This is a genomic window from Bradyrhizobium sp. AZCC 1577 (assembly GCF_036924575.1).
GTDB lineage: Bacteria > Pseudomonadota > Alphaproteobacteria > Rhizobiales > Xanthobacteraceae > Bradyrhizobium.
Window position 1 is genome coordinate 7573057 of the sequence record NZ_JAZHRQ010000001.1, and the last position, 17888, is coordinate 7590944.

Genomic DNA, 17888 nt, shown 5'->3' on the forward strand with positions numbered 1-17888 from the left:
ACCCATCATCTCGCCGCGAACATGATGGGTATCGCTTCGCTCCACCCATCCTACATCGTCAGCGTCAGCTAATACTCCACCCGCACCAGATACAGCCCCTCCGGAGGCGCCACCGGGCCGCAGGCGGCGCGGTTGCGGGCGGCGAGCGCCGCGGCGAGGTCGTCGGCGCTCCAGCGGCCTTCGCCGACCCAGACCAGTGAGCCCACCATCGAGCGGACCTGGCTGTGCAGGAACGAGCGCGCGGAAGTGAGGATCGAAACCTGATCGCCTTCCCTGATCACGTCGAGCTGGTCGAGCGTCTTCTCCGGCGATTTTGCCTGGCACTCGGTGTCGCGAAACGTCGTGAAATCGTGCTTGCCGAGCAGCCTCTTGGCTGCGGCGTCCATCGCATCCGTATCGAGATGCCGCGGCACCCGCCAGCTCCGCTTGATATCGAGCGCCAGATTAGCGCGGTGGTTGGTGATCCGGTAGCGGTAGTGGCGTCTCTTGGCCGAGAAACGTGCCTCGAAATCATCGGCCACGATCTCCGCCGAGAGCACACCGATCGGATGCGGGCGCAAATGCGCGTTCAGCCCATCGCGCAGCCGGCCCGGCGGAAACGGCTTTTGGATATCGCAATGCGCGACCTGCGCCAGCGCATGAACCCCGGCATCGGTACGGCCCGAGCCATGGACGCGCACGTCCTCGCCGCAGATCGCCTTCACCGCGGTTTCCAGCGCGCCCTGCACGGTCGGCGCGTTATCCTGGATCTGCCAGCCGGAGAACGGCGTGCCGTCGTATTCGATGATGAGTTTGTAGCGGGGCATCTCAATCCAGTAGGGCCGTCGTCATCCGCCAACCGGTCCGGCCTTTGGCCGGCCGGATGACAGGCTCCGGCGGATGATCCAGTACGCTGCGGCTCCTCGGTTCAATCTCGAAGGCCGCGGCGTACTGGATACCCCGCCTTCGCGGGGTATGACAGCGTTAAGAAAACCGCGCACCAGCCTTCAGCGGCGTACCGCGCAGGAAATCCGCGGCCTTCATCCGCGCCTTGCCTTCGCGTTGCAGTTCCAGAATGCGGATCGCGCCGTCACCACAGGCGATCGTCAAACCATCGTCGAGCACCTCGCCGGGCGCACCTGAACCTTTCGCCAACTCACAGCGCAGAATCTTGATCCGCGCCGGCTCGCCGTCGGCAGCCAACTCGCACCAGGCGCCCGGAAACGGCGACAGTCCGTGAATATGCCGCAGCACCTCGCGTGCCGGTCGCTTCCAGTCGATCCGCGCCTCGGCCTTGTCGATCTTGGCGGCGTAGGTCACGCCGTCTTCGCTCTGTTTCTTGAGCTGCAACCCGCCGCGCTCGAGCCCGCCCATGGCGCGCACCATCAGGTCGGCCCCGAGCGGCGCCAGCGCGTCGTTCAGGTCGGCCGCCGTCATTAAGTCCGTGATCGCGAGCCGCTCGGCCATGGCGACGTCGCCGGTGTCGAGGCCAACATCCATCTTCATCACCATCACGCCTGTCTCGGCATCACCTTCCATGATGGCGCGATTGATCGGGGCGGCACCGCGCCAGCGCGGCAGCAGCGAAGCGTGCAGGTTGAAGCAGCCGTAGCGCGGCGCGTCGAGGATGGCCTGCGGCAGGATCATGCCGTAGGCGACGACGACGGCGGCGTCGGCATTGTGCGCGCGGAATTCGGCAAGCGCTTCCGGCGTCTTCAGCGTCCCCGGCGTCATTACGGGAATCCCAAGCCGCCGCGCTTCCTGCTCGACCGGGGTCGACTGCAGTTTCATGCCGCGCCCTGCCGGCTTTGGCGCACGGGTATAGACCGCCACAACCTCATGGCCGTGGGCCACGAGTTCGAGCAGCGTCGGCACTGCGAAATCGGGCGTGCCCATGAAGATCAGGCGGAGTGGCATGAAGTGAAAAATCCCGGGACGGCGTTAGTTTATTCCGTCATGGCCGGGCATAGTAGTCTGCTTTGCGCAGACTACGTACACTTGTCTGCGCCCCCGGCCATCCACGTCTTTAGTGCGGCACAAAAAGGACGTGGATACCCCGGGTCAAGCCCGGGCATGACGGCTGATGGATCACGGCGGAAAAACGCCTACCCCGCCGCGCGCTTGGCGGCTTTCATAAACTTCTTCATCACGCGGTCGCGCTTCAGCTTCGACAGATAGTCCACGAACAGCACGCCGTTGAGGTGGTCGATCTCATGCTGGATGCAGGTGGCGAACAGGCCATCGGCGTCCTCCTCATGCACCTTGCCGTCGAGATCGGTGTAGCGGATGCGAACCCGCGCCGGGCGTTCGACCTCCTCGTAATATTCGGGGATCGAAAGGCAGCCCTCCTCGTAGACCGACATTTCCTCGGACGAGGAGATGATTTCCGGGTTGATGAACACCCGCGGCTTCGGCTTGGTCTCGCCGTTCTCGTCCTTCTTGGCGAGATCCATGGTGATCAACCGCAAAGGTTGCGCGACCTGGATCGCGGCCAGACCGATGCCGGGCGCGTCGTACATGGTTTCGAACATGTCGTCGGCGAGCTTGCGGATCTCCGTCGTCACCTTTTCGACAGGTTTGGAGACGAGCCGCAACTGCTTGTCCGGCAGGATGATGATTTCTCTGATGGCCATGATTTTTCTCTGGCGCGGGATTTAAGCCGCTGACCTGCCGGGGTCAATCCGCCGCAGCGGCCGTTAAGGCGGCCTTAACCATGATTTTTAAGCCGGCGTTAACCACGAAAATTGATCCATCATTTACCATAAATGTTCCCCCTTCGTTCGCTTCAAGCGGCGAATCGGGCTACAAGGCTGACATGAACGAAATTCTCTTCATCGTCGGCGACCTGCCGATTCACGTGGGCGAGGCGCTGGTGGGCTTCGGCGCGCTCGCATTGGCGCTGCTGCTGACGATTGCCATCGTCATCGCCCGCTCCGCCCGCCGCGGCGCGGAACTGGCAATGGCGCAGGCGATCCGCGCCGACGAGCTGGAAGAGCGGCTGAGCGAGATGCTGCGAGCGCAGAGCGAATCGACGGGGCGGGTCGACGCCATGGCGCAGGCGCTGGCCGGCCGCCAGGCCGAGATGGCGCGCGCGGTCAACGAGCGGCTGGATTCGGTGACGCATCGCGTCGGCCAATCGATGGAAGCGACCACGCGCCACACCATGGATAGCCTGCGCGTGCTGCATGAGCGGCTCGGCATCATCGACAACGCGCACAAGAACCTCACCGACCTGACGTCTCAAGTGACAACGCTCCGCGACGTCCTCGCCAACAAGCAGTCGCGCGGCGCCTTCGGCCAGGCGCGGATGGAAGCAATCGTGCAGGACGGCATGCCGCAGGGCTCGTATGAGTTCCAGTACACGCTCTCGTCCGGCAAGCGGCCGGATTGCGTGGTGTTCCTGCCGGATCAGCGCCCGCTCTGCATCGACGCCAAATTTCCGCTGGAGGCAATGACCGCGCTGCACGACGCGCGCAGCGACGAGGAGCGAAAATTCGCCACGCAGCGCCTGCGCAACGACGTGATGAAACATGTCAATGACATCGCCGAGAAGTACCTGATCGCCGGCGAGACCCAGGATACCGCGCTGATGTTCGTGCCGTCGGAATCGGTCTATGCCGAAATCCACGACGGCTTTGACGACGTGATCCAAAAAGCCTACCGCGCCCGCGTCGTGCTGGTGTCGCCCTCGCTATTGATGCTGGCGATCCAGGTGATGCAACAGATCCTGAAAGACGCGCGCATGCGCGATGCCGCCGACCAGATCCGCACCGAAGTGCTCAACCTCGGCGACGATCTGGGCCGCTTGCGCGACCGCGTGCTGAAGCTGCAAAAGCATTTTGGCGACGTCAACGAGGACGTCCGCCAGATCCTGATCTCCGCCGACAAAATCGAAAAGCGCGCCGGGCGGATCGAGGAACTCGATTTCAGCAAGACCGATGCGCCGGTGGAAGTGCCGCGCTTCGTCAAGAGCAGCACCCCCGAGCTGTTCCCCGCCCCGCGCAAGCTGCAGGCGGGGGAGTAGGGCCGCATATTAGACTGTCATCGCCCGGGCGATGACAGTGTTGCAAAATCTGCTAACACCCCTGCATGACAGCACCAGAAGCCACCTCCGCGCCCGAGAAAGCCCCCGCGCCAACCTGGCGCGAGGCCTGGGCTGTGTACCTCCAGCCGCGCGTGCTGATCGTCCTGCTGCTCGGCTTTTCGTCCGGGTTGCCGCTGGCGCTATCTGGATCGACGCTCCTGGTGTGGATGCGCGAAGCCGGCGTCGATCTCGGCACCATCGGACTGTTCGCGCTGGTCGGTACGCCCTACACGCTGAAATTTGCCTGGGCGCCGCTGGTCGATGCGCTGCATGTGCCAATCTTCACGCGCGCGTTCGGCCGCAGGCGCGGCTGGCTGGTGTTCTCGCAACTGCTCCTGATCGGCGCGATTATGCTGCTGGCGCTGACCGACCCGGCGCGCTCGCCGCTGTTCGTGGCGCTCGGCGCACTTCTGGTCGCGACCATGTCCTCGACGCAGGACATCGTGGTCGACGCATTCCGCGTCGAGAGCCTGCCCGAAAGCGAACAGGCCGCCGGGATGGCCTCCTACGTCGCGGCCTACCGGATCGGCATGCTGGTCTCGACCGCCGGCGTGCTGTTCCTCGTAAGCGCGTTCGAGGACACCGGCATCGGGCGTAGCTCGGCGTGGATGTGGGGCTATGTGACCATGGCCGCGCTGGTGCTGATCGGCACCGTCACGGCGCTGGCCGCTACCGAGCCCGAACAATCGGTGCGCGCGGAGGCCAAGACCCACGATGAGGCTGCATTCTCGCGCGTTATGCATGCCGCCATCGGGGCGTTCTCTGAATTTCTGGTCCGCAAGCATGCCTTGACGGTGCTGGCCTTCGTGGTGCTGTTCAAACTCACCGACGCGTTTTCCGGCACCATGACCGCGCCGTTCGTGATCGACCTCGGCTTCACCCGCAACGACTACGCCGCCATCGTGAAGGGCGTCGGCCTCGCCGCGACCCTGATCGGCGGCTTTGCCGGCGGCTATGTGGCGCGGCGATATTCGCTGGTCGCAAGCCTCTGGATCGGCGGCGTGCTGCAGGCGATCTCCAACCTGGTATTTGCGTGGCTCGCCTTTGTCGGCACCAACCAATGGGCACTGGCGGCCGCCATTTCGGCGGAAAACTTCACCGGCGCTATCGGCACCGTGATCTTCGTCGCCTATCTCTCAGCGCTATGCCGGAACCCGTTGCACACGGCGACCCAATACGCGCTGCTCACCGCACTGGCCGCCGTCGGGCGCACCTATCTATCCTCCGGCGCCGGCTATGTGGCGGAGGCGACGGGCTGGCCGCTGTTCTTCGTGATCTCGGTTGCGGTCGCGGTGCCGAGCCTGATCCTGCTGACGTGGCTGCAGCGGCGCGGGCATTTTGAAGCGGTGGGACCGGTGAAGGTTTAATCTCTCCGTCGTCCTGGCCAAGCGAAGCGCGCGCCGGGACCCATAACTACGAATCTTGCTTGTTGAAATGCGCTGGAGCTCCAGCGCGATCTAACCACGAGCACCTGTGGTTATGGGTCCCTGCGTTCGCAGGGACGACGAAGATAGATGCAAGACGCGTCGATCTAATGCTTGGTTACCACGCTCCACTTCGTGATCACGGCTTCGCTGATCTGCCCGGCGTCCTGCGCGCAGGCGACTTCGTCGACCTTCACGGAAATTTCCTTGCCGATGAAATTCTTCAGTTGCGCGGCCTGGGCGTCGCTGCTGGTGACGAGCTGGAACGTCTCGGGCCCGGTTTCGAGATTGCAGAGCCCGTTCGGCGGCGGCAGCCGGCGCGGCTCGCTGGTGATCTGGTAGGTCGCGGCGCGCTTCTTGCCGCCCTTCATGGCGTTGAGTTCGCCGGACAGCACGTCGCCGGCCTTGATCGGCCTGCCGGGCTTCGGTGCGGGCTCGACCTGCTGCGCCCACGCGGAAGGCGCGATCAAGGTCGCCGCCATGATGACCGCAAAACAATAGCGTTTGCCGAATCGAGGTTTCGTCATGTCGATCAGTTCCATTGGTGATGGTTAGAACAGCGTGCGCTGCCGCATGGCAGCCGATAGCGTACCTTCGTCGAGATAATCAAGCTCGCCGCCGACCGGCACGCCATGGGCAAGCCGGGTGATCTTGACGTTGGCGTCCTGCAGGAGATCGGTGATGTAATGGGCGGTGGTCTGGCCGTCGACCGTGGCGTTCAGCGCGAGCACGATTTCGCTGACTTGCGACTCGTGTGCGCGGGCCACCAGCGCGTCGATGGTCAGGTCCTGCGGACCGATGCCGTCGAGTGGCGACAATGTGGCGCCGAGCACGTGGTAGCGGCCGTTGGTCGCGTTCGCCCGCTCCAACGCCCAGAGGTCGGCGACGTCGGCGACCACGACGATGGTCGAGGGATCGCGCCTCGGGTCAGTGCATACCGTGCAGGGATTTTGCGTATCGATATTGCCGCAGGTCTTGCAGACCTGAATCCTGTCGATGGCCACCTGCAGCGCGCCAGCCAAGGGCGTCATCAGCGCCTCGCGCTTCTTGATCAGGTGCAGCGCCGCGCGCCGCGCCGAGCGCGGCCCGAGCCCCGGCAGGCGCGCCAGGAGCTGGATCAGGCGTTCGATTTCAGGGCCGGCAACGCTTGCGGCCATTTCAGGTGAGACCAAGTCCAGGCGGCAGGCCGAGCCCGCCGGTCAGCGCCTGCATCTTTTCCATCGCCGCGGTTTCCGCCTTGCGCCGCGCGTCGTTCTGCGCGGTGACCAGCAGATCCTCGAGCACTTCGCGCTCCTCGGCCTTCATCAGCGACGGATCGATCTTCACGCCCTTCACTTCCATCTTCGCAGTCATGCGAACGGCAACCAGCCCGCCGCCGGAAATGCCCTCGACCTCGAGATTGCCGAGCTCTTCCTGCATCGCCTGCATCTTGGATTGCAGCTCCGCCGCCTGCTTCATCATGCCGAGAAAATCAGCCATTCATCCGTCCTCTCGAGAGTCCGATCAGTCGTCGTCGCCGTCGGAAGTCTCGTTCAAGTCGTCAGTGATAATATCGGATTCCGGCGGCTCGGCGGCAAGCCTTCGCACCTCGACGACCTTAGTGCCGGGAAACCGCGCCAGCACCTCCTGCACGCGCGGATCGGCCTCGGCTGCGCGGGCGTGCTCGTTTCTCGCTTGCTCGTTCTGCGAGCGCAATGTCGGCTGGCCGGCCTCGTTGGAGACGATCACAGTCCAGCGCCGCCCGGTCCACAGTTCCAGCTTGCGGGAGAGGTCGTTGACCAGCCCCCGCGCCGCATTGCGCTCCAGCGCCACCTCAAGCCGGCCGTCCTCGAAGCGGACCAGGCGCATATCGGCTTCCAGCGCCGCCTTTGTCAGGAGATCGCGCTTTTCGCCGGCGAGTGCGACAAGCTGCGGGAAAGTGGTGATCCGCAGAACCGGCGCGGAGTCCGTTTGTGCCGACGGCGCCGCCATTTGTGGGCGCGCGGACGCTTCTGCGCCGGAGCGGGGCGAGGCCGGCGTCCGCATCGGCGATGCGGCAGACATTGAAGATACCGGTGCGGTGGGCGCAGCCCGTGACGGCGCCGCGCTACCTGACGCGATCTGCGCGCCCCCGCCGTTCTGGTCGAGCATCCGGATCGCCTCATCCGGTGTCGGCAAGTCGGCGACATAGGCGATGCGCACCAGCACCATTTCGGCGGCAGCCGCCGGCCGGGTCGCGGTCTGCACTTCCGTGATGCCCTTGAGCAGCATCTGCCACATCCGCGACAGCACCCGCATCGACAACTTTGCGGCAAATTCACGGGCGCGGACGCGCTCGGTCTCGCCGAACGCGACGTTGTCGGCGGTGGCGGGGACGATCTTCACGCGGGTGACGAAATTGACGAATTCCGCGAGGTCGGACAGCACCACGATCGGATCGGCGCCGACGTCATATTGCGAACGGAATTCGCCAAAGGCGCTGGCGATATCGCCGCGCGCCAGATGCTCGAACAGGTCGATCACCCGGGTGCGGTCGGCAAGCCCCAGCATCTGCCGTACCGCGTCGGCACGGACAAGCCCCGCCGCATGGGCAATCGCTTGGTCGAACAAAGAGAGCGAATCGCGCACCGAGCCTTCGGCGGCGCGCGCGATGATGCCAAGCGCTTCCGGCTCGACCTCGACACCTTCCTTTTTCGCGATGTTGGAGAGATGCCCCATCAGCACGTCGGCCTCGACCCGGCGCAGGTCAAAACGCTGGCAGCGCGACAGCACGGTGACCGGGACTTTACGGATCTCGGTAGTGGCGAAGACGAATTTGGCATGCTCCGGCGGCTCTTCCAGCGTCTTCAGGAAGGCGTTGAAGGCCGCCGTCGACAGCATGTGGACTTCGTCGATGATGTAGACCTTGTAGCGGGCACTGGCCGGCGCGTAGCGCACGCTGTCATTGATCTGGCGGACGTCGTCAACGCCGGTATGGGAGGCGGCGTCCATTTCCAGCACGTCCATGTGCCGGCTTTCCATGATCGCCTGGCAGTGCACGCCGAGATCCGGCATGTGGATGGTCGGCCCCTTAACCGAACCATCCGGCTTCTCGTAGTTCAGCGCGCGGGCTAGAATCCGCGCCGTGGTGGTTTTGCCGACGCCGCGGATGCCGGTCAGGATCCAGGCCTGCGGAATTCGCCCCGTTTCGAACGCGTTCGAAACGGTGCGGACCATCGCTTCCTGGCCGATCAGATCGTCAAAACTGGACGGACGGTATTTGCGTGCCAGCACCCGGTAGGGCTTGGCCGTCTCGCCCTGGCCGCCGAGCTCGAAACCGCTCTGGCCGGCGCCATCTGACTTGTCGGGGGGAGCGCCAGCATCACTCATCGGTCGATCCGCAATTGATTGTCTCTCGGGGCCGGCTTGCGGATAGGAACGGAATCGAGCGCAGGGCGCTGACTGGCCGCGTTCATGCGCGATTCGCTCGAAAAACAGGTAGGAGACTGACGAGCGACCCGATCCGGACCTCGTTAGGGCTGCTTCCTTCCGGACCTGACCCGGTTGGCGAGTGGCTCGTCCACCGCCAATCTCCCGGTCCCTATTTGGGGCCAAAAGGACCGGAAAGCAAGCGGGGCTTTCCCTGTAATACTCCGCGTTTCCCTGTCATACCCCGCGAAAGCGGGGTATCCAGTACGCCGCAGCCTAACAGTAAAACGGAAGGGCCACGGCGTACTGGATCATCCGCTTTCGCGGATGATGACAGCTTGGTATGAAACCATAGGAGTGCTCACAGAAGGCACTTATTAGGCCCGACATGCATCGGGCACGGGAACCCTAATGCCCTCTGATTCCTCCACCTGGTCGCTGCATTCCCAGCTCAAAAAGGACACCATCGACATCGGCGACCTGCCGCTGTGCAAGGTGCTGGTGATCAAGGACGCGCATTACCCGTGGCTGCTGCTGGTGCCGCGCCGGGCAGGTGCGGTGGAAATCATCGACCTCGACGACGTCGAGCAGGCGCAGTTGATGACCGAAATCTCCCGGGTTTCGCGGGCGCTCAAAGAGATCACCAAATGCGACAAGCTCAATGTCGCGGCGCTCGGCAATCTGGTGCCGCAGTTGCATGTCCATGTCATCGCGCGGCGCACCAGCGATGCGGCCTGGCCGCGCCCGGTCTGGGGCGTGATGCCGCCGCTCGCGCACGACGTCGAGGAAGTCCAGAATTTCATCAACGCGCTTCGCCGCAAGATCTGGTTGGGTTGAATAGATGTCCGCATTCGACAAATATCCGCTGGGGAAGCCCGCTTTCGTTACCCATATTCTCGATCGCGCCGCGCATCTGCGCACCAATGACGAAAAATTGTTCGCGCTGGAGAACCAGCGCAACGCCAGCGCCTATGTGATCTATCGCGACTCGCTCCTGGTGAAGCAGGAGGCGGATGGGCCGCGCGTGCTGCTCGGCGTCGAAGAGGCGGTGAAGCTCGGCGCCAATCCCGGCACCATCTTTCTGGGCCTGCGCGACGGCGCGCCGGTGTTCGGCATGGGCATTTCGGCGGCCGCCGTGGAAAAGCTGATGACGCGCGACGACGTCGCCGTGACCGAGCTGCGCGGCATGGCCATGCAGGGCACCGTGCCGCCGGAACAACTCTCCGCGATCGCTATGGCTAAATCGATGGTGACCTGGCATCAGCGCCACGGCTATTGCGCCAATTGCGGTACCCGCACCGCGATGAGGGAAGGCGGCTGGAAGCGCGAGTGCCCGAGTTGCAAGGCCGAACACTTTCCGCGCACCGATCCGGTCGTAATCATGCTGGTTACGCACGGTGATCGGTGCCTGCTCGGCCGGCAGAAGCAGTTTATGCCTGGAATGTGGTCGTGCCTCGCCGGCTTCGTCGAAGCGGCCGAGACGATCGAGGACGCGGTCTGCCGGGAAATTTTCGAGGAATCCGGCATTCGTTGCACCGACGTGAGCTACTACATGACGCAGCCGTGGCCCTATCCGTCATCGCTAATGATCGGATGTTCCGCGCGCGCGCTCAACGAGGAGATCGTAGTGGACCGCGCAGAGCTCGAGGACGCGCGCTGGTTCGATCGCGCCGAAGTCGCTCTCATGCACAAGCGCCAACACCCCGACGGCCTGTTTGCCGCGCACCCCTTCGCGATCGCGCATCATTTGATCGGCCAATGGTTGCATCCGCGGGGATAACTGCGCGTAGCACGGAACCGGCGCCTGCTTGCTCGATTAACTCGGGACTTTGAACGGACATGACGGACTCACGCATGAACTTTCAGGACAAGGCGCCGAAAATACCTCCGCGTGTCCTCTGCATCGGCATGCCGGTGCGTGACCTCACTTTTCATACGCCGGGCGTTCCCGGGCGTGGTTCCAAGGAGAACGCCACCGCATTCGACGAAATCTGCGGCGGCAACGCGCTCAATGGCGCGATCGGCATCGTTCGGCTCGGTGGCCGCGCCTCGATTTGCGGGCCGATGGGCGATGCCAAGGAAACATCGAGCCGCTTCATCTTCGAGCAGATGGCGCATGAGGGCATCGAGACAAAACATCTCATCCACATGCCGGGGCTGGTGACGCCGATCTCGGCGGTGATGATCGATCCTTCCGGCGAGCGCACCATCGTGACCTTCCGCGATCCGAACCTGTGGCATGTGAAGTTGCCCGACTTCGACACGCTGCTGGACGATTGCGCCGCCATTCTCACCGAGAGCCGCTGCGCGGAATTCTGCACCGAACTCTGCGCCGAGGCGGTCCGGCGCGGCATTCCCGTCATTGTCGACGTCGATCGCGCGATGTCGATGCGCGAGGGACTGTTGAACGCCTCGACGCATCTGGTGTTCTCGAGCGAGCCGCTGCAGGAGACCGCAGATGTTAGCGACGATGCCCAGGCGCTGAAGAAAATTGCAAAGCTGACCCCCTCGTTTCTGGCGGGAACCCGAGGCCCGAGGGGCACGATCTGGCTCGACGAGAACGGCGGTATCCAGGAAACCCCGGCTTTCCCGGTGCATACGGTAGACACCCTGGGCGCCGGCGACGTGTTCCACGGCGCGTTTGCGCTCGCGATCACCGAGAAGCAGGAACTGCGGCAGGCGCTTCGATTTGCCTCCGCCGCGGCGGCGTTGAAATGCACCCGCTTCGGGGGAGCTTTCGCAGCCCCGCAACGTGCTGAAGTTGAAGAGTTTTTGACTCACGGCCAAGCCGCAGGCCAGACCCCGACCAACCACTAGCGGCTTGCTATAGAAGAATTTTCTATATATGAGAGGATCAGACCTTTCATATGGAACATTCTTCTCATGACTGACCTAGCCGTTCAGCTCCCTGAAGCCAGCCGCCGGCTGGATGCCATCGACCGCAAGATCCTGACCGTGCTGCAGGAGGACGCCTCGCTATCGGTTGCCGAGATTGGGGACCGGGTTGGGCTGTCGTCGACGCCGTGCTGGAAGCGGATCCAGCGGCTGGAGGCCGATGGCGTGATCCTGCGCCGGGTGGCGCTGGTCGACCAGAACAAGATCGGGCTCGGCATTTCCGTGTTCGTCTCGGTCGAGAGCGCCGACCATTCCGAGGCCTGGCTGCGAAAGTTCGCCGACGCCGTCAGCGCCATGCCCGAGGTGATGGAATTCTACCGGATGGCCGGCGACGTCGATTACATGCTGCGCGTCGTGGTCGCCGATATGGCGAGCTATGACGTGTTCTACAAAAAGCTGATCAGCGCAGTGCCGCTGAAGAACGTCACCTCTCGGTTTGCGATGGAGAAGATCAAGTCGGTGACCGCACTGCCAGTGCCGGCGGCGTAGAGTTATCGCCATTCGCGAAGCTGTCATCGCCGGGCTTGACCGCCCAGTATTCCAGAGACGCCCATTTTCGATCGAGAAGCCGCGGCGTACTGGTAGATCCCCCGCCTTCGCGGGGGGACGACGATCGAGAGTGGGGCAGCAATGCGCCCCCTCAAATCTTCTGGTTATACTCACCCACTTCCGGATGCGTGCGCAGCACGGAATCCATCGCTTCGAACATGTCGCGCATGCGCGCCTCACTCACCGGGCTCTCGACCACGACAACCAGTTCCGGCTTGTTCGATGAGGCCCGCACCAGGCCCCAGCTTCCATCTTCCACGGTAACGCGCACGCCGTTGACTGTGACGAGATCGCGGATCTTCTGGCCGGCGACCTTGTCGCCCTTCTTCTGCAGCGTTTCGAAGTGCTTCACCACGGCGTCGGCGACGCGGTATTTCACTTCGTCTGCGCAATGCGGCGACATCGTCGGCGACGACCAGGTTTTCGGCAGCGCGTTCTTTAGGTCTGCCATCGACTTGTCAGGTGCGCGATCGAGCATCTCGCAGATCGCAACTGCCGAGACCAGGCCGTCGTCATAGCCGCGGCCGAACGGCTTGTTGAAGAAGAAGTGGCCAGATTTCTCGAATCCCGCCAGCGCGCCCATCTCGTTGGTGCGGCGTTTCATGTAGGAATGGCCGGTCTTCCAGTAGGCCGTTTTTGCGCCCTGCTTTTGCAGCACCGGATCCGTGACGAACAATCCCGTCGATTTCACGTCGACCACGAACTGCGCTTCCTTGTGGATAGCCGACATGTCGCGCGCCAGCATCACGCCGACCTTGTCGGCGAAGATTTCCTCTCCGGTGTTGTCGACGACACCGCAGCGGTCGCCGTCGCCGTCGAAGCCCAGGCCCACATCGGCCTTGTGCTTGAGCACGGCGTCGCGGATCGCGTGCAGCATCTCCATGTCTTCCGGATTCGGATTGTATTTCGGAAACGTGTGGTCGAGCTCGGTGTCGAGCGGAATTACTTCACAGCCGATCGCCTCCAAAACCTGCGGCGCGAACGCGCCCGCAGTGCCGTTGCCGCAGGCGGCAACAACCTTCAGCTTGCGCTTCAGCTTCGGACGCTTGGTGAGATCGGCGATATAGCGCGCCGGAAAATTCTCGTGGAATTGATAGGAGCCGCCGACCCTGTTCGAGAAATCGGCGTTGAGCACAATCTCCTTCAGCCGCGTCATCTCGTCGGGGCCGAAGGTGAGCGGGCGGTTGGCGCCCATCTTGACGCCGGTCCAGCCATTGTCGTTGTGCGAGGCGGTGACCATGGCGACGCAGGGCACGTCGAGATCGAACTGCGCGAAATAGGCCATCGGCGTCACCGCGAGCCCGATGTCGTGCACCTTGCAGCCCGCGGCCATCAGGCCGGAAATCAACGCGTATTTGATCGAAGCCGAATAGCCACGGAAATCGTGGCCGGTGACGATTTCCTGTTTCACGCCGAGTTCCGCAATCAGCGTACCGAGCCCCATGCCCAGCGCCTGAACACCCATCAAATTGATTTCCTTCTCGAACAGCCAGCGCGCGTCGTATTCGCGGAAACCAGTCGCCTTCACCATCGGCCCGGATTCGAAGTCATAGGTATTCGGAACCAGCACGGATTTGGGCTTCGGGAACATGGGATAGCCTTGTCATGAAAGCGAGGGAACCGCAGCCATAGCGAATACGCCGGCCCGGCGATAGGCGGGACCGGCGCCTTGTGGCGGCTAATTGCGGCGAATTTGGCAGTTGCGGCAAACGGCGCCACCGGACTTAGGCGCCCGATCTCCGAATCTCTGCTTCGATGACAAATTGGGCAGCAACGTCCTCGTAGTCGTGACGATAGACGTTTCCGGCGTCTGCCATTTTCTTCGCCAAATCGATGTGATGGAGGATATCGCGGAGCGCGCGGTTCGTAGGATCAGAAGGCATAGATCGCGTCGGCCATTGCCGCCGGGCGGACATAAGGCTTGAGCCCTTCGCGGTTCACAACGTCCACGGGCCGATCAAAAAGCTGCGCGATGTATTCCTTGATATCCACGTAGTCGAAGACCGTAACACGAGCCTCCGGATCGAATTCGATCATGATATCGATATCGCTGTCAGGACGATTTTCGCCGCGTGCCACAGACCCGAACAAGGCAGCATGCTTCACACCCCGCCCGCGCAGGGCGTGTTCGGAGCGTCGCAGGGTCTCCAAGGCTTCGGAACTGTTCATCTGAAAAATATAGATGCCGCCAGGCCGGGCGGAAAGCTCTACTGTTCCAGCACCATCTTGCCGTTGGCGTATTCGAAGCGCTTCAGCTTCGACAGGAACGACAGGCCGAGCAGGTTCTCGGACAACGCCTCGTCAGGCAGCACCACGGCGTCGACGTCGCGCACCACGAGGCCGCCGAGTTCGATCATCGCAAGCCGCGTACGCGCGGCCTTGATGGTGCCGTTGGCCGTGGTGACGGTCGCGTTGTAGTCGCTGCGCGAGGGACGCAGGCCAAACCGCGCCGCCGACTTTTCGTTCAGCGCCACCAGCGAGGCGCCGGTGTCGACCATGAAGTTGATGCGCTGCCCGTCGATGCGGCCGTCAGCCTGGAAATGGCCGCGCGCATCGCGGGGAATGTCGAGGCTGCGGCTGGAGGCTTGCGCGACCGTTTGCACGGGAGCTTTTTGAGGCGACGTGCTGGCGGAGGCCGAGGCCGGCGACATCTTATTTGCCATCTGCGCCATGTAGGTGCCGAGGCCGACCAGGACGGCGGCAAGGATCATCAGGTTACGCATCACGCCACACTCGACTGCCAGACCGCCGATATCACCACGCCAGCCGCGAAACCGCGACTAACGGCGATGACTGGGCCTGCCATTTTGACGAAAAGGATGAGCGAAGTGTTAATGGGCCGAAATCGTCATGCGCGGGCTTGACCCGCGCGTATCGGTCCCCTCACGTCCCGCGCGGCTTGACCCGGCGGGTCGGCAGCGCGGTGGCCGGGTCTTCCGGCCAGGGGTGGCGGGGATAGCGGCCGCGGAGGTCGGAACGCACCGCGGCATAGCTGCCGCGCCAGAAGCCTGGAAGGTCGCGCGTCACCTGCACCGGGCGTTGCGCCGGGGACAGCAATTCGAGCACCAGCGGCACCTTGCCTTTGGCGATCGAAGGATGGGTGTTGAGCCCGAACAGTTCCTGCAGGCGCACAGCGATGGTCGGGCCCTGCTCGGCCTCGTAGTCGATCGCGAGCATGGTGCCGGTCGGAGCCTCGAAATGCGTCGGCGCCTCGCGCTCCAGCCGCGCGCGCAATTCCCATGGCAACAGCGTCATCAGCGCATCTGAGAGATCGCCGGGGAAAAAATCCTTCAGCGAGGTCTTGTCGTAGAGCGCGGGCACCAGCCAGTTTTCGGCTTCGGCTGCCAGCGCAGCATCCGACAGATCGGGCCAGCTCTCACCTTCCGCCTTGCGCAGGAACATCACGCGGTCGCGCCATTGCTTCAGGGATTTCGACCACGGCAGCTTATCGAGTCCGGCGGCGACCAAGCCCGCAGCGAAGATGCGTGCGGTCTCTGCCGACGGCGACAGCGCCATCGGCGCTTCCGACAGCGTGATTGCGTGCAGCGTCCGCTTGCGGCGCGCACGCAGCGCCATCGCGCCGCGATCGAACGAAATCTCTTCGGTGCTTTCGATCTGATCGGCGAAATGCGATTCAATGTCTCCTTGGGCGATCGGTGCTGCCAGCAGAATGCGTCCCTGGGCTGCGGTGCCGGTCAGTTCGGCGACCGCGATATAGGGCGCGCGCGCCAGCGACGAGGTTTGCTCGACGGCGGCGCCACGGCCGTTGGCGAGCACGAAACTGCCGTTGCCGCGGTTGCGGGCGACCCGATCGGGAAAGGCGAGTGCGAGCATGACGCCTGTTGAAAGTTCGGCGTTAGGGACGCGAGACTGCCCGGGCTCCCCTCCCCCTTGCGGGGAGGGGCGGGGGAAGGGGGTTGCCGCAGGAAAGACTGCCCGTGTGGCCCCCTCTCCCCGGCCCTCCCCCGAAAGGGGGGAGGGAGAAGAGAGAGCCGACTCGTTGGCGCGCTCCGTCGCCGCCACCTGCTGGGCCCAGCGCTGTGCGAGGCTACGCGCGCTGGAAGCACGCGGCGAGCGGTCGCGGCGGAACTGATCGAGCCTGACATCGAGATCGACGCTGTCGCCGCCGAGGCCGCGCTCGGTGAGAACAGCGGCGATTTCGGCGGCCTCTTCGCCCGCGCCTAGCCGGTGCGAATCCACGATCATGCGCGCCAGCCGCGGCGGCAGCGCCAGCGCACGCAGGCTCTTGCCCTCTGCGGTGATGCGGCCGTCGCCATCGAGAGCGCCGAGTTCGAGAAGCAGGCTGCCCGCTTCCTTCAACGCCGGCGCCGGCGGGAGATCGAGAAACGCCAGCGTCGCCGGATCGCGGACGCCCCATTGCGCGAGATCGAGCACCAGCGAGGATAGATCGGCCGAAAGAATTTCGGGCTGGGTGTAGGCGGCAAGCGACGCCGTCTGCGGCTCGTCCCACAGCCGGTAGCACACGCCGGGCTCGGTGCGGCCGGCGCGGCCGCGGCGCTGGTCGACCGCGGCGCGCGAGGCGCGCACGGTCTCCAGCCGCGTCAGGCCTATATCGGGCTCGTAACGCGGCACCCGCGCCAGGCCGGAATCGACGACGATGCGGACGCCCTCGATGGTGAGCGAGGTCTCGGCGATCGAAGTCGCCAGCACGACTTTGCGTTGCCCCTTCGGTGCCGGCGCGATGGCGCGGTCCTGCACGGCGGCCTCCAGCGCGCCGAACAGCGGCACGATCTCGACGCTCGCGTCATGAACCCGCTCGGCGAGAAAATTCTGCGTCCGGCGGATTTCGGCAGCGCCCGGCAGAAACGCCAGCACCGAGCCGGGATCGGCACGCAGCGCGGTCGCGATCGCATCCGCCATCTGCCGCTCGATCGGCGCATCGGCCTTGCGGCCGAGATAGCGCGTCTCCACCGGAAAAGCGCGACCTTCGCTGGCAACGACAGGCGCGTCGCCGAGCAACTTGCCGACCCTTGCGCCGTCGAGTGTCGCCGACATCACGAGGATGCGCAGGTCCTCGCGCAGGCCGGTCTGCGCATCGCGGGCGAGCGCGAGCCCCAGATCGGCGTCGAGCGAACGCTCGTGAAATTCATCGAACAGCACGGCAGCAACGCCGTTCAACTCGGGATCATCGAGAATCTGGCGTGAAAAGATTCCCTCGGTGACCACCTCGATCCGGGTCGCGCGCGAGATCTTGGAGCCGAAGCGGACGCGATAGCCGACGGTCTCTCCTGCCCGCTCGCCGAGCGTCCGCGCCATTCGTTCGGCGCTGGCCCGCGCCGCGATCCGCCGCGGCTCCAGCATGATGACCTTCTTGTCCTTCAGCCAGGGCGCATCGAGCAGCGCCAGCGGCACCCGCGTGGTTTTGCCGGCCCCCGGAGGCGCCACCAGCACCGCCGCGTTGTTGGCCGCGAGCGTACGCCCGAGTTCGTCGAGCACCGCGTCGATCGGCAGGGGCGTGTCGAAGGTAAGAGGCAATATCTCTCATCCGTCATCACCCGCCTTGTGCGCGATTGCGCACTGGGGCGGATGATCCATAAACGCAGACGCTA

17 protein-coding genes and 1 other RNA gene are annotated in these 17888 nt (G+C 64.1%); 6 read left to right on the plus strand and 12 right to left on the minus strand.

Annotated elements, in window-relative coordinates:
* Nucleotides 1-68: 68 nt before the first annotated feature.
* The 3 genes from truA to def all read right to left on the minus strand — a co-directional run bounded on the left by truA (nt 69) and on the right by def (nt 2612).
* Nucleotides 69-806 (minus strand): tRNA pseudouridine(38-40) synthase TruA, encoded by a 738-nt coding sequence (truA, locus tag V1278_RS35975; protein ID WP_334383954.1) that lies wholly within the window; start codon nt 804-806, stop codon nt 69-71.
* A gap of 157 nt (nt 807-963) precedes the next feature.
* Nucleotides 964-1896 (minus strand): methionyl-tRNA formyltransferase, encoded by a 933-nt coding sequence (gene fmt / locus V1278_RS35980; protein WP_334383955.1) that lies wholly within the window; start codon nt 1894-1896, stop codon nt 964-966.
* A 188-nt stretch (nt 1897-2084) separates the two neighbouring features.
* Entirely contained in the window at nt 2085-2612 is a 528-nt protein-coding gene (def, locus tag V1278_RS35985; RefSeq protein ID WP_334383956.1) for a peptide deformylase, read from the minus strand.
* A 182-nt stretch (nt 2613-2794) separates the two neighbouring features.
* On the opposite strand from def, the gene V1278_RS35990 reads away from it, so the two are divergent.
* A complete protein-coding gene (locus V1278_RS35990; RefSeq protein WP_334383957.1) occupies nt 2795-4003 on the plus strand; it encodes a DNA recombination protein RmuC in 1209 nt (402 codons plus the stop codon).
* A 65-nt stretch (nt 4004-4068) separates the two neighbouring features.
* Nucleotides 4069-5430, plus strand: coding sequence for an AmpG family muropeptide MFS transporter (locus tag V1278_RS35995; RefSeq protein WP_334383958.1), 1362 nt, complete (start codon nt 4069-4071; stop codon nt 5428-5430).
* A 164-nt stretch (nt 5431-5594) separates the two neighbouring features.
* Here the strand turns inward: V1278_RS35995 and V1278_RS36000 are convergent, their stop codons facing one another.
* The 5 genes from V1278_RS36000 to ffs all read right to left on the minus strand — a co-directional run bounded on the left by V1278_RS36000 (nt 5595) and on the right by ffs (nt 9040).
* Nucleotides 5595-6014 carry a hypothetical protein gene (locus V1278_RS36000; protein ID WP_334383959.1) on the minus strand — a complete coding sequence of 140 codons (420 nt, stop codon included), beginning with the start codon at nt 6012-6014 and terminating at the stop codon, nt 5595-5597.
* Nucleotides 6015-6038: 24 nt separating this feature from the next.
* Complete coding sequence (recR, locus tag V1278_RS36005; protein WP_028351632.1) at nt 6039-6644, minus strand: recombination mediator RecR; 606 nt, start codon at nt 6642-6644, stop codon at nt 6039-6041.
* A 1-nt stretch (nt 6645) separates the two neighbouring features.
* Nucleotides 6646-6966, minus strand: coding sequence for a YbaB/EbfC family nucleoid-associated protein (locus V1278_RS36010; RefSeq protein ID WP_057841937.1), 321 nt, complete (start codon nt 6964-6966; stop codon nt 6646-6648).
* Nucleotides 6967-6990: 24 nt separating this feature from the next.
* Nucleotides 6991-8835: a DNA polymerase III subunit gamma/tau gene (locus tag V1278_RS36015; protein ID WP_334383960.1), complete on the minus strand. Its 1845-nt coding sequence runs from the start codon at nt 8833-8835 to the stop codon at nt 6991-6993.
* Between the two features lie 108 nt (nt 8836-8943).
* Nucleotides 8944-9040, minus strand: an RNA gene (gene ffs / locus V1278_RS36020) — signal recognition particle sRNA small type.
* Between the two features lie 245 nt (nt 9041-9285).
* On the opposite strand from ffs, the gene V1278_RS36025 reads away from it, so the two are divergent.
* The 4 genes from V1278_RS36025 to V1278_RS36040 all read left to right on the plus strand — a co-directional run bounded on the left by V1278_RS36025 (nt 9286) and on the right by V1278_RS36040 (nt 12258).
* Entirely contained in the window at nt 9286-9711 is a 426-nt protein-coding gene (locus V1278_RS36025) for an HIT family protein (protein ID WP_334383961.1), read from the plus strand.
* 4 nt (nt 9712-9715) lie between these two features.
* The gene (gene nudC, locus V1278_RS36030; RefSeq protein ID WP_334383962.1) at nt 9716-10654 is read left to right on the plus strand and encodes an NAD(+) diphosphatase; all 939 of its coding nucleotides are present in this window, start codon (nt 9716-9718) and stop codon (nt 10652-10654) included.
* A gap of 74 nt (nt 10655-10728) precedes the next feature.
* Nucleotides 10729-11691 carry a sugar kinase gene (locus tag V1278_RS36035; protein ID WP_334383963.1) on the plus strand — a complete coding sequence of 321 codons (963 nt, stop codon included), beginning with the start codon at nt 10729-10731 and terminating at the stop codon, nt 11689-11691.
* 66 nt (nt 11692-11757) lie between these two features.
* On the plus strand, nt 11758-12258 hold the full coding sequence (locus V1278_RS36040) for an Lrp/AsnC family transcriptional regulator (RefSeq protein ID WP_028351627.1): 501 nt from the start codon (nt 11758-11760) through the stop codon (nt 12256-12258).
* 151 nt (nt 12259-12409) lie between these two features.
* On the opposite strand, the gene V1278_RS36045 is transcribed toward V1278_RS36040, so the two are convergent.
* The 4 genes from V1278_RS36045 to hrpB all read right to left on the minus strand — a co-directional run bounded on the left by V1278_RS36045 (nt 12410) and on the right by hrpB (nt 17814).
* Nucleotides 12410-13909, minus strand: a complete 1500-nt coding sequence (locus V1278_RS36045; RefSeq protein WP_334383964.1) for a phosphomannomutase/phosphoglucomutase — start codon at nt 13907-13909, stop codon at nt 12410-12412.
* Between the two features lie 281 nt (nt 13910-14190).
* Entirely contained in the window at nt 14191-14487 is a 297-nt protein-coding gene (locus V1278_RS36050; protein WP_334366236.1) for a nucleotidyltransferase family protein, read from the minus strand.
* A gap of 38 nt (nt 14488-14525) precedes the next feature.
* Nucleotides 14526-15029, minus strand: coding sequence for a TIGR02281 family clan AA aspartic protease (locus V1278_RS36055; RefSeq protein WP_334369118.1), 504 nt, complete (start codon nt 15027-15029; stop codon nt 14526-14528).
* Nucleotides 15030-15201: 172 nt separating this feature from the next.
* Entirely contained in the window at nt 15202-17814 is a 2613-nt protein-coding gene (gene hrpB / locus V1278_RS36060) for an ATP-dependent helicase HrpB (RefSeq protein ID WP_334366235.1), read from the minus strand.
* Nucleotides 17815-17888 lie beyond the last annotated feature (74 nt).

What these genes read in the sequence shown, in the direction of transcription:
- V1278_RS35990 (WP_334383957.1), top strand. Translation starts at nt 2,795, where the DNA reads ATGAACGAAATTCTCTTCATCGTCGGCGACCTGCCGATTCACGTGGGC.
- fmt (WP_334383955.1), bottom strand. Translation starts at nt 1,896, where the DNA reads ATGCCACTCCGCCTGATCTTCATGGGCACGCCCGATTTCGCAGTGCCG.
- V1278_RS36015 (WP_334383960.1), bottom strand. Translation starts at nt 8,835, where the DNA reads ATGAGTGATGCTGGCGCTCCCCCCGACAAGTCAGATGGCGCCGGCCAG.
- V1278_RS36055 (WP_334369118.1), bottom strand. Translation starts at nt 15,029, where the DNA reads ATGATCCTTGCCGCCGTCCTGGTCGGCCTCGGCACCTACATGGCGCAG.
- recR (WP_028351632.1), bottom strand. Translation starts at nt 6,644, where the DNA reads ATGGCCGCAAGCGTTGCCGGCCCTGAAATCGAACGCCTGATCCAGCTC.
- nudC (WP_334383962.1), top strand. Translation starts at nt 9,716, where the DNA reads ATGTCCGCATTCGACAAATATCCGCTGGGGAAGCCCGCTTTCGTTACC.
- V1278_RS35995 (WP_334383958.1), top strand. Translation starts at nt 4,069, where the DNA reads ATGACAGCACCAGAAGCCACCTCCGCGCCCGAGAAAGCCCCCGCGCCA.
- V1278_RS36040 (WP_028351627.1), top strand. Translation starts at nt 11,758, where the DNA reads ATGACTGACCTAGCCGTTCAGCTCCCTGAAGCCAGCCGCCGGCTGGAT.
- def (WP_334383956.1), bottom strand. Translation starts at nt 2,612, where the DNA reads ATGGCCATCAGAGAAATCATCATCCTGCCGGACAAGCAGTTGCGGCTC.
- V1278_RS36050 (WP_334366236.1), bottom strand. Translation starts at nt 14,487, where the DNA reads ATGAACAGTTCCGAAGCCTTGGAGACCCTGCGACGCTCCGAACACGCC.
- V1278_RS36000 (WP_334383959.1), bottom strand. Translation starts at nt 6,014, where the DNA reads ATGACGAAACCTCGATTCGGCAAACGCTATTGTTTTGCGGTCATCATG.
- V1278_RS36035 (WP_334383963.1), top strand. Translation starts at nt 10,729, where the DNA reads ATGAACTTTCAGGACAAGGCGCCGAAAATACCTCCGCGTGTCCTCTGC.
- V1278_RS36025 (WP_334383961.1), top strand. Translation starts at nt 9,286, where the DNA reads ATGCCCTCTGATTCCTCCACCTGGTCGCTGCATTCCCAGCTCAAAAAG.
- truA (WP_334383954.1), bottom strand. Translation starts at nt 806, where the DNA reads ATGCCCCGCTACAAACTCATCATCGAATACGACGGCACGCCGTTCTCC.
- V1278_RS36045 (WP_334383964.1), bottom strand. Translation starts at nt 13,909, where the DNA reads ATGTTCCCGAAGCCCAAATCCGTGCTGGTTCCGAATACCTATGACTTC.
- V1278_RS36010 (WP_057841937.1), bottom strand. Translation starts at nt 6,966, where the DNA reads ATGGCTGATTTTCTCGGCATGATGAAGCAGGCGGCGGAGCTGCAATCC.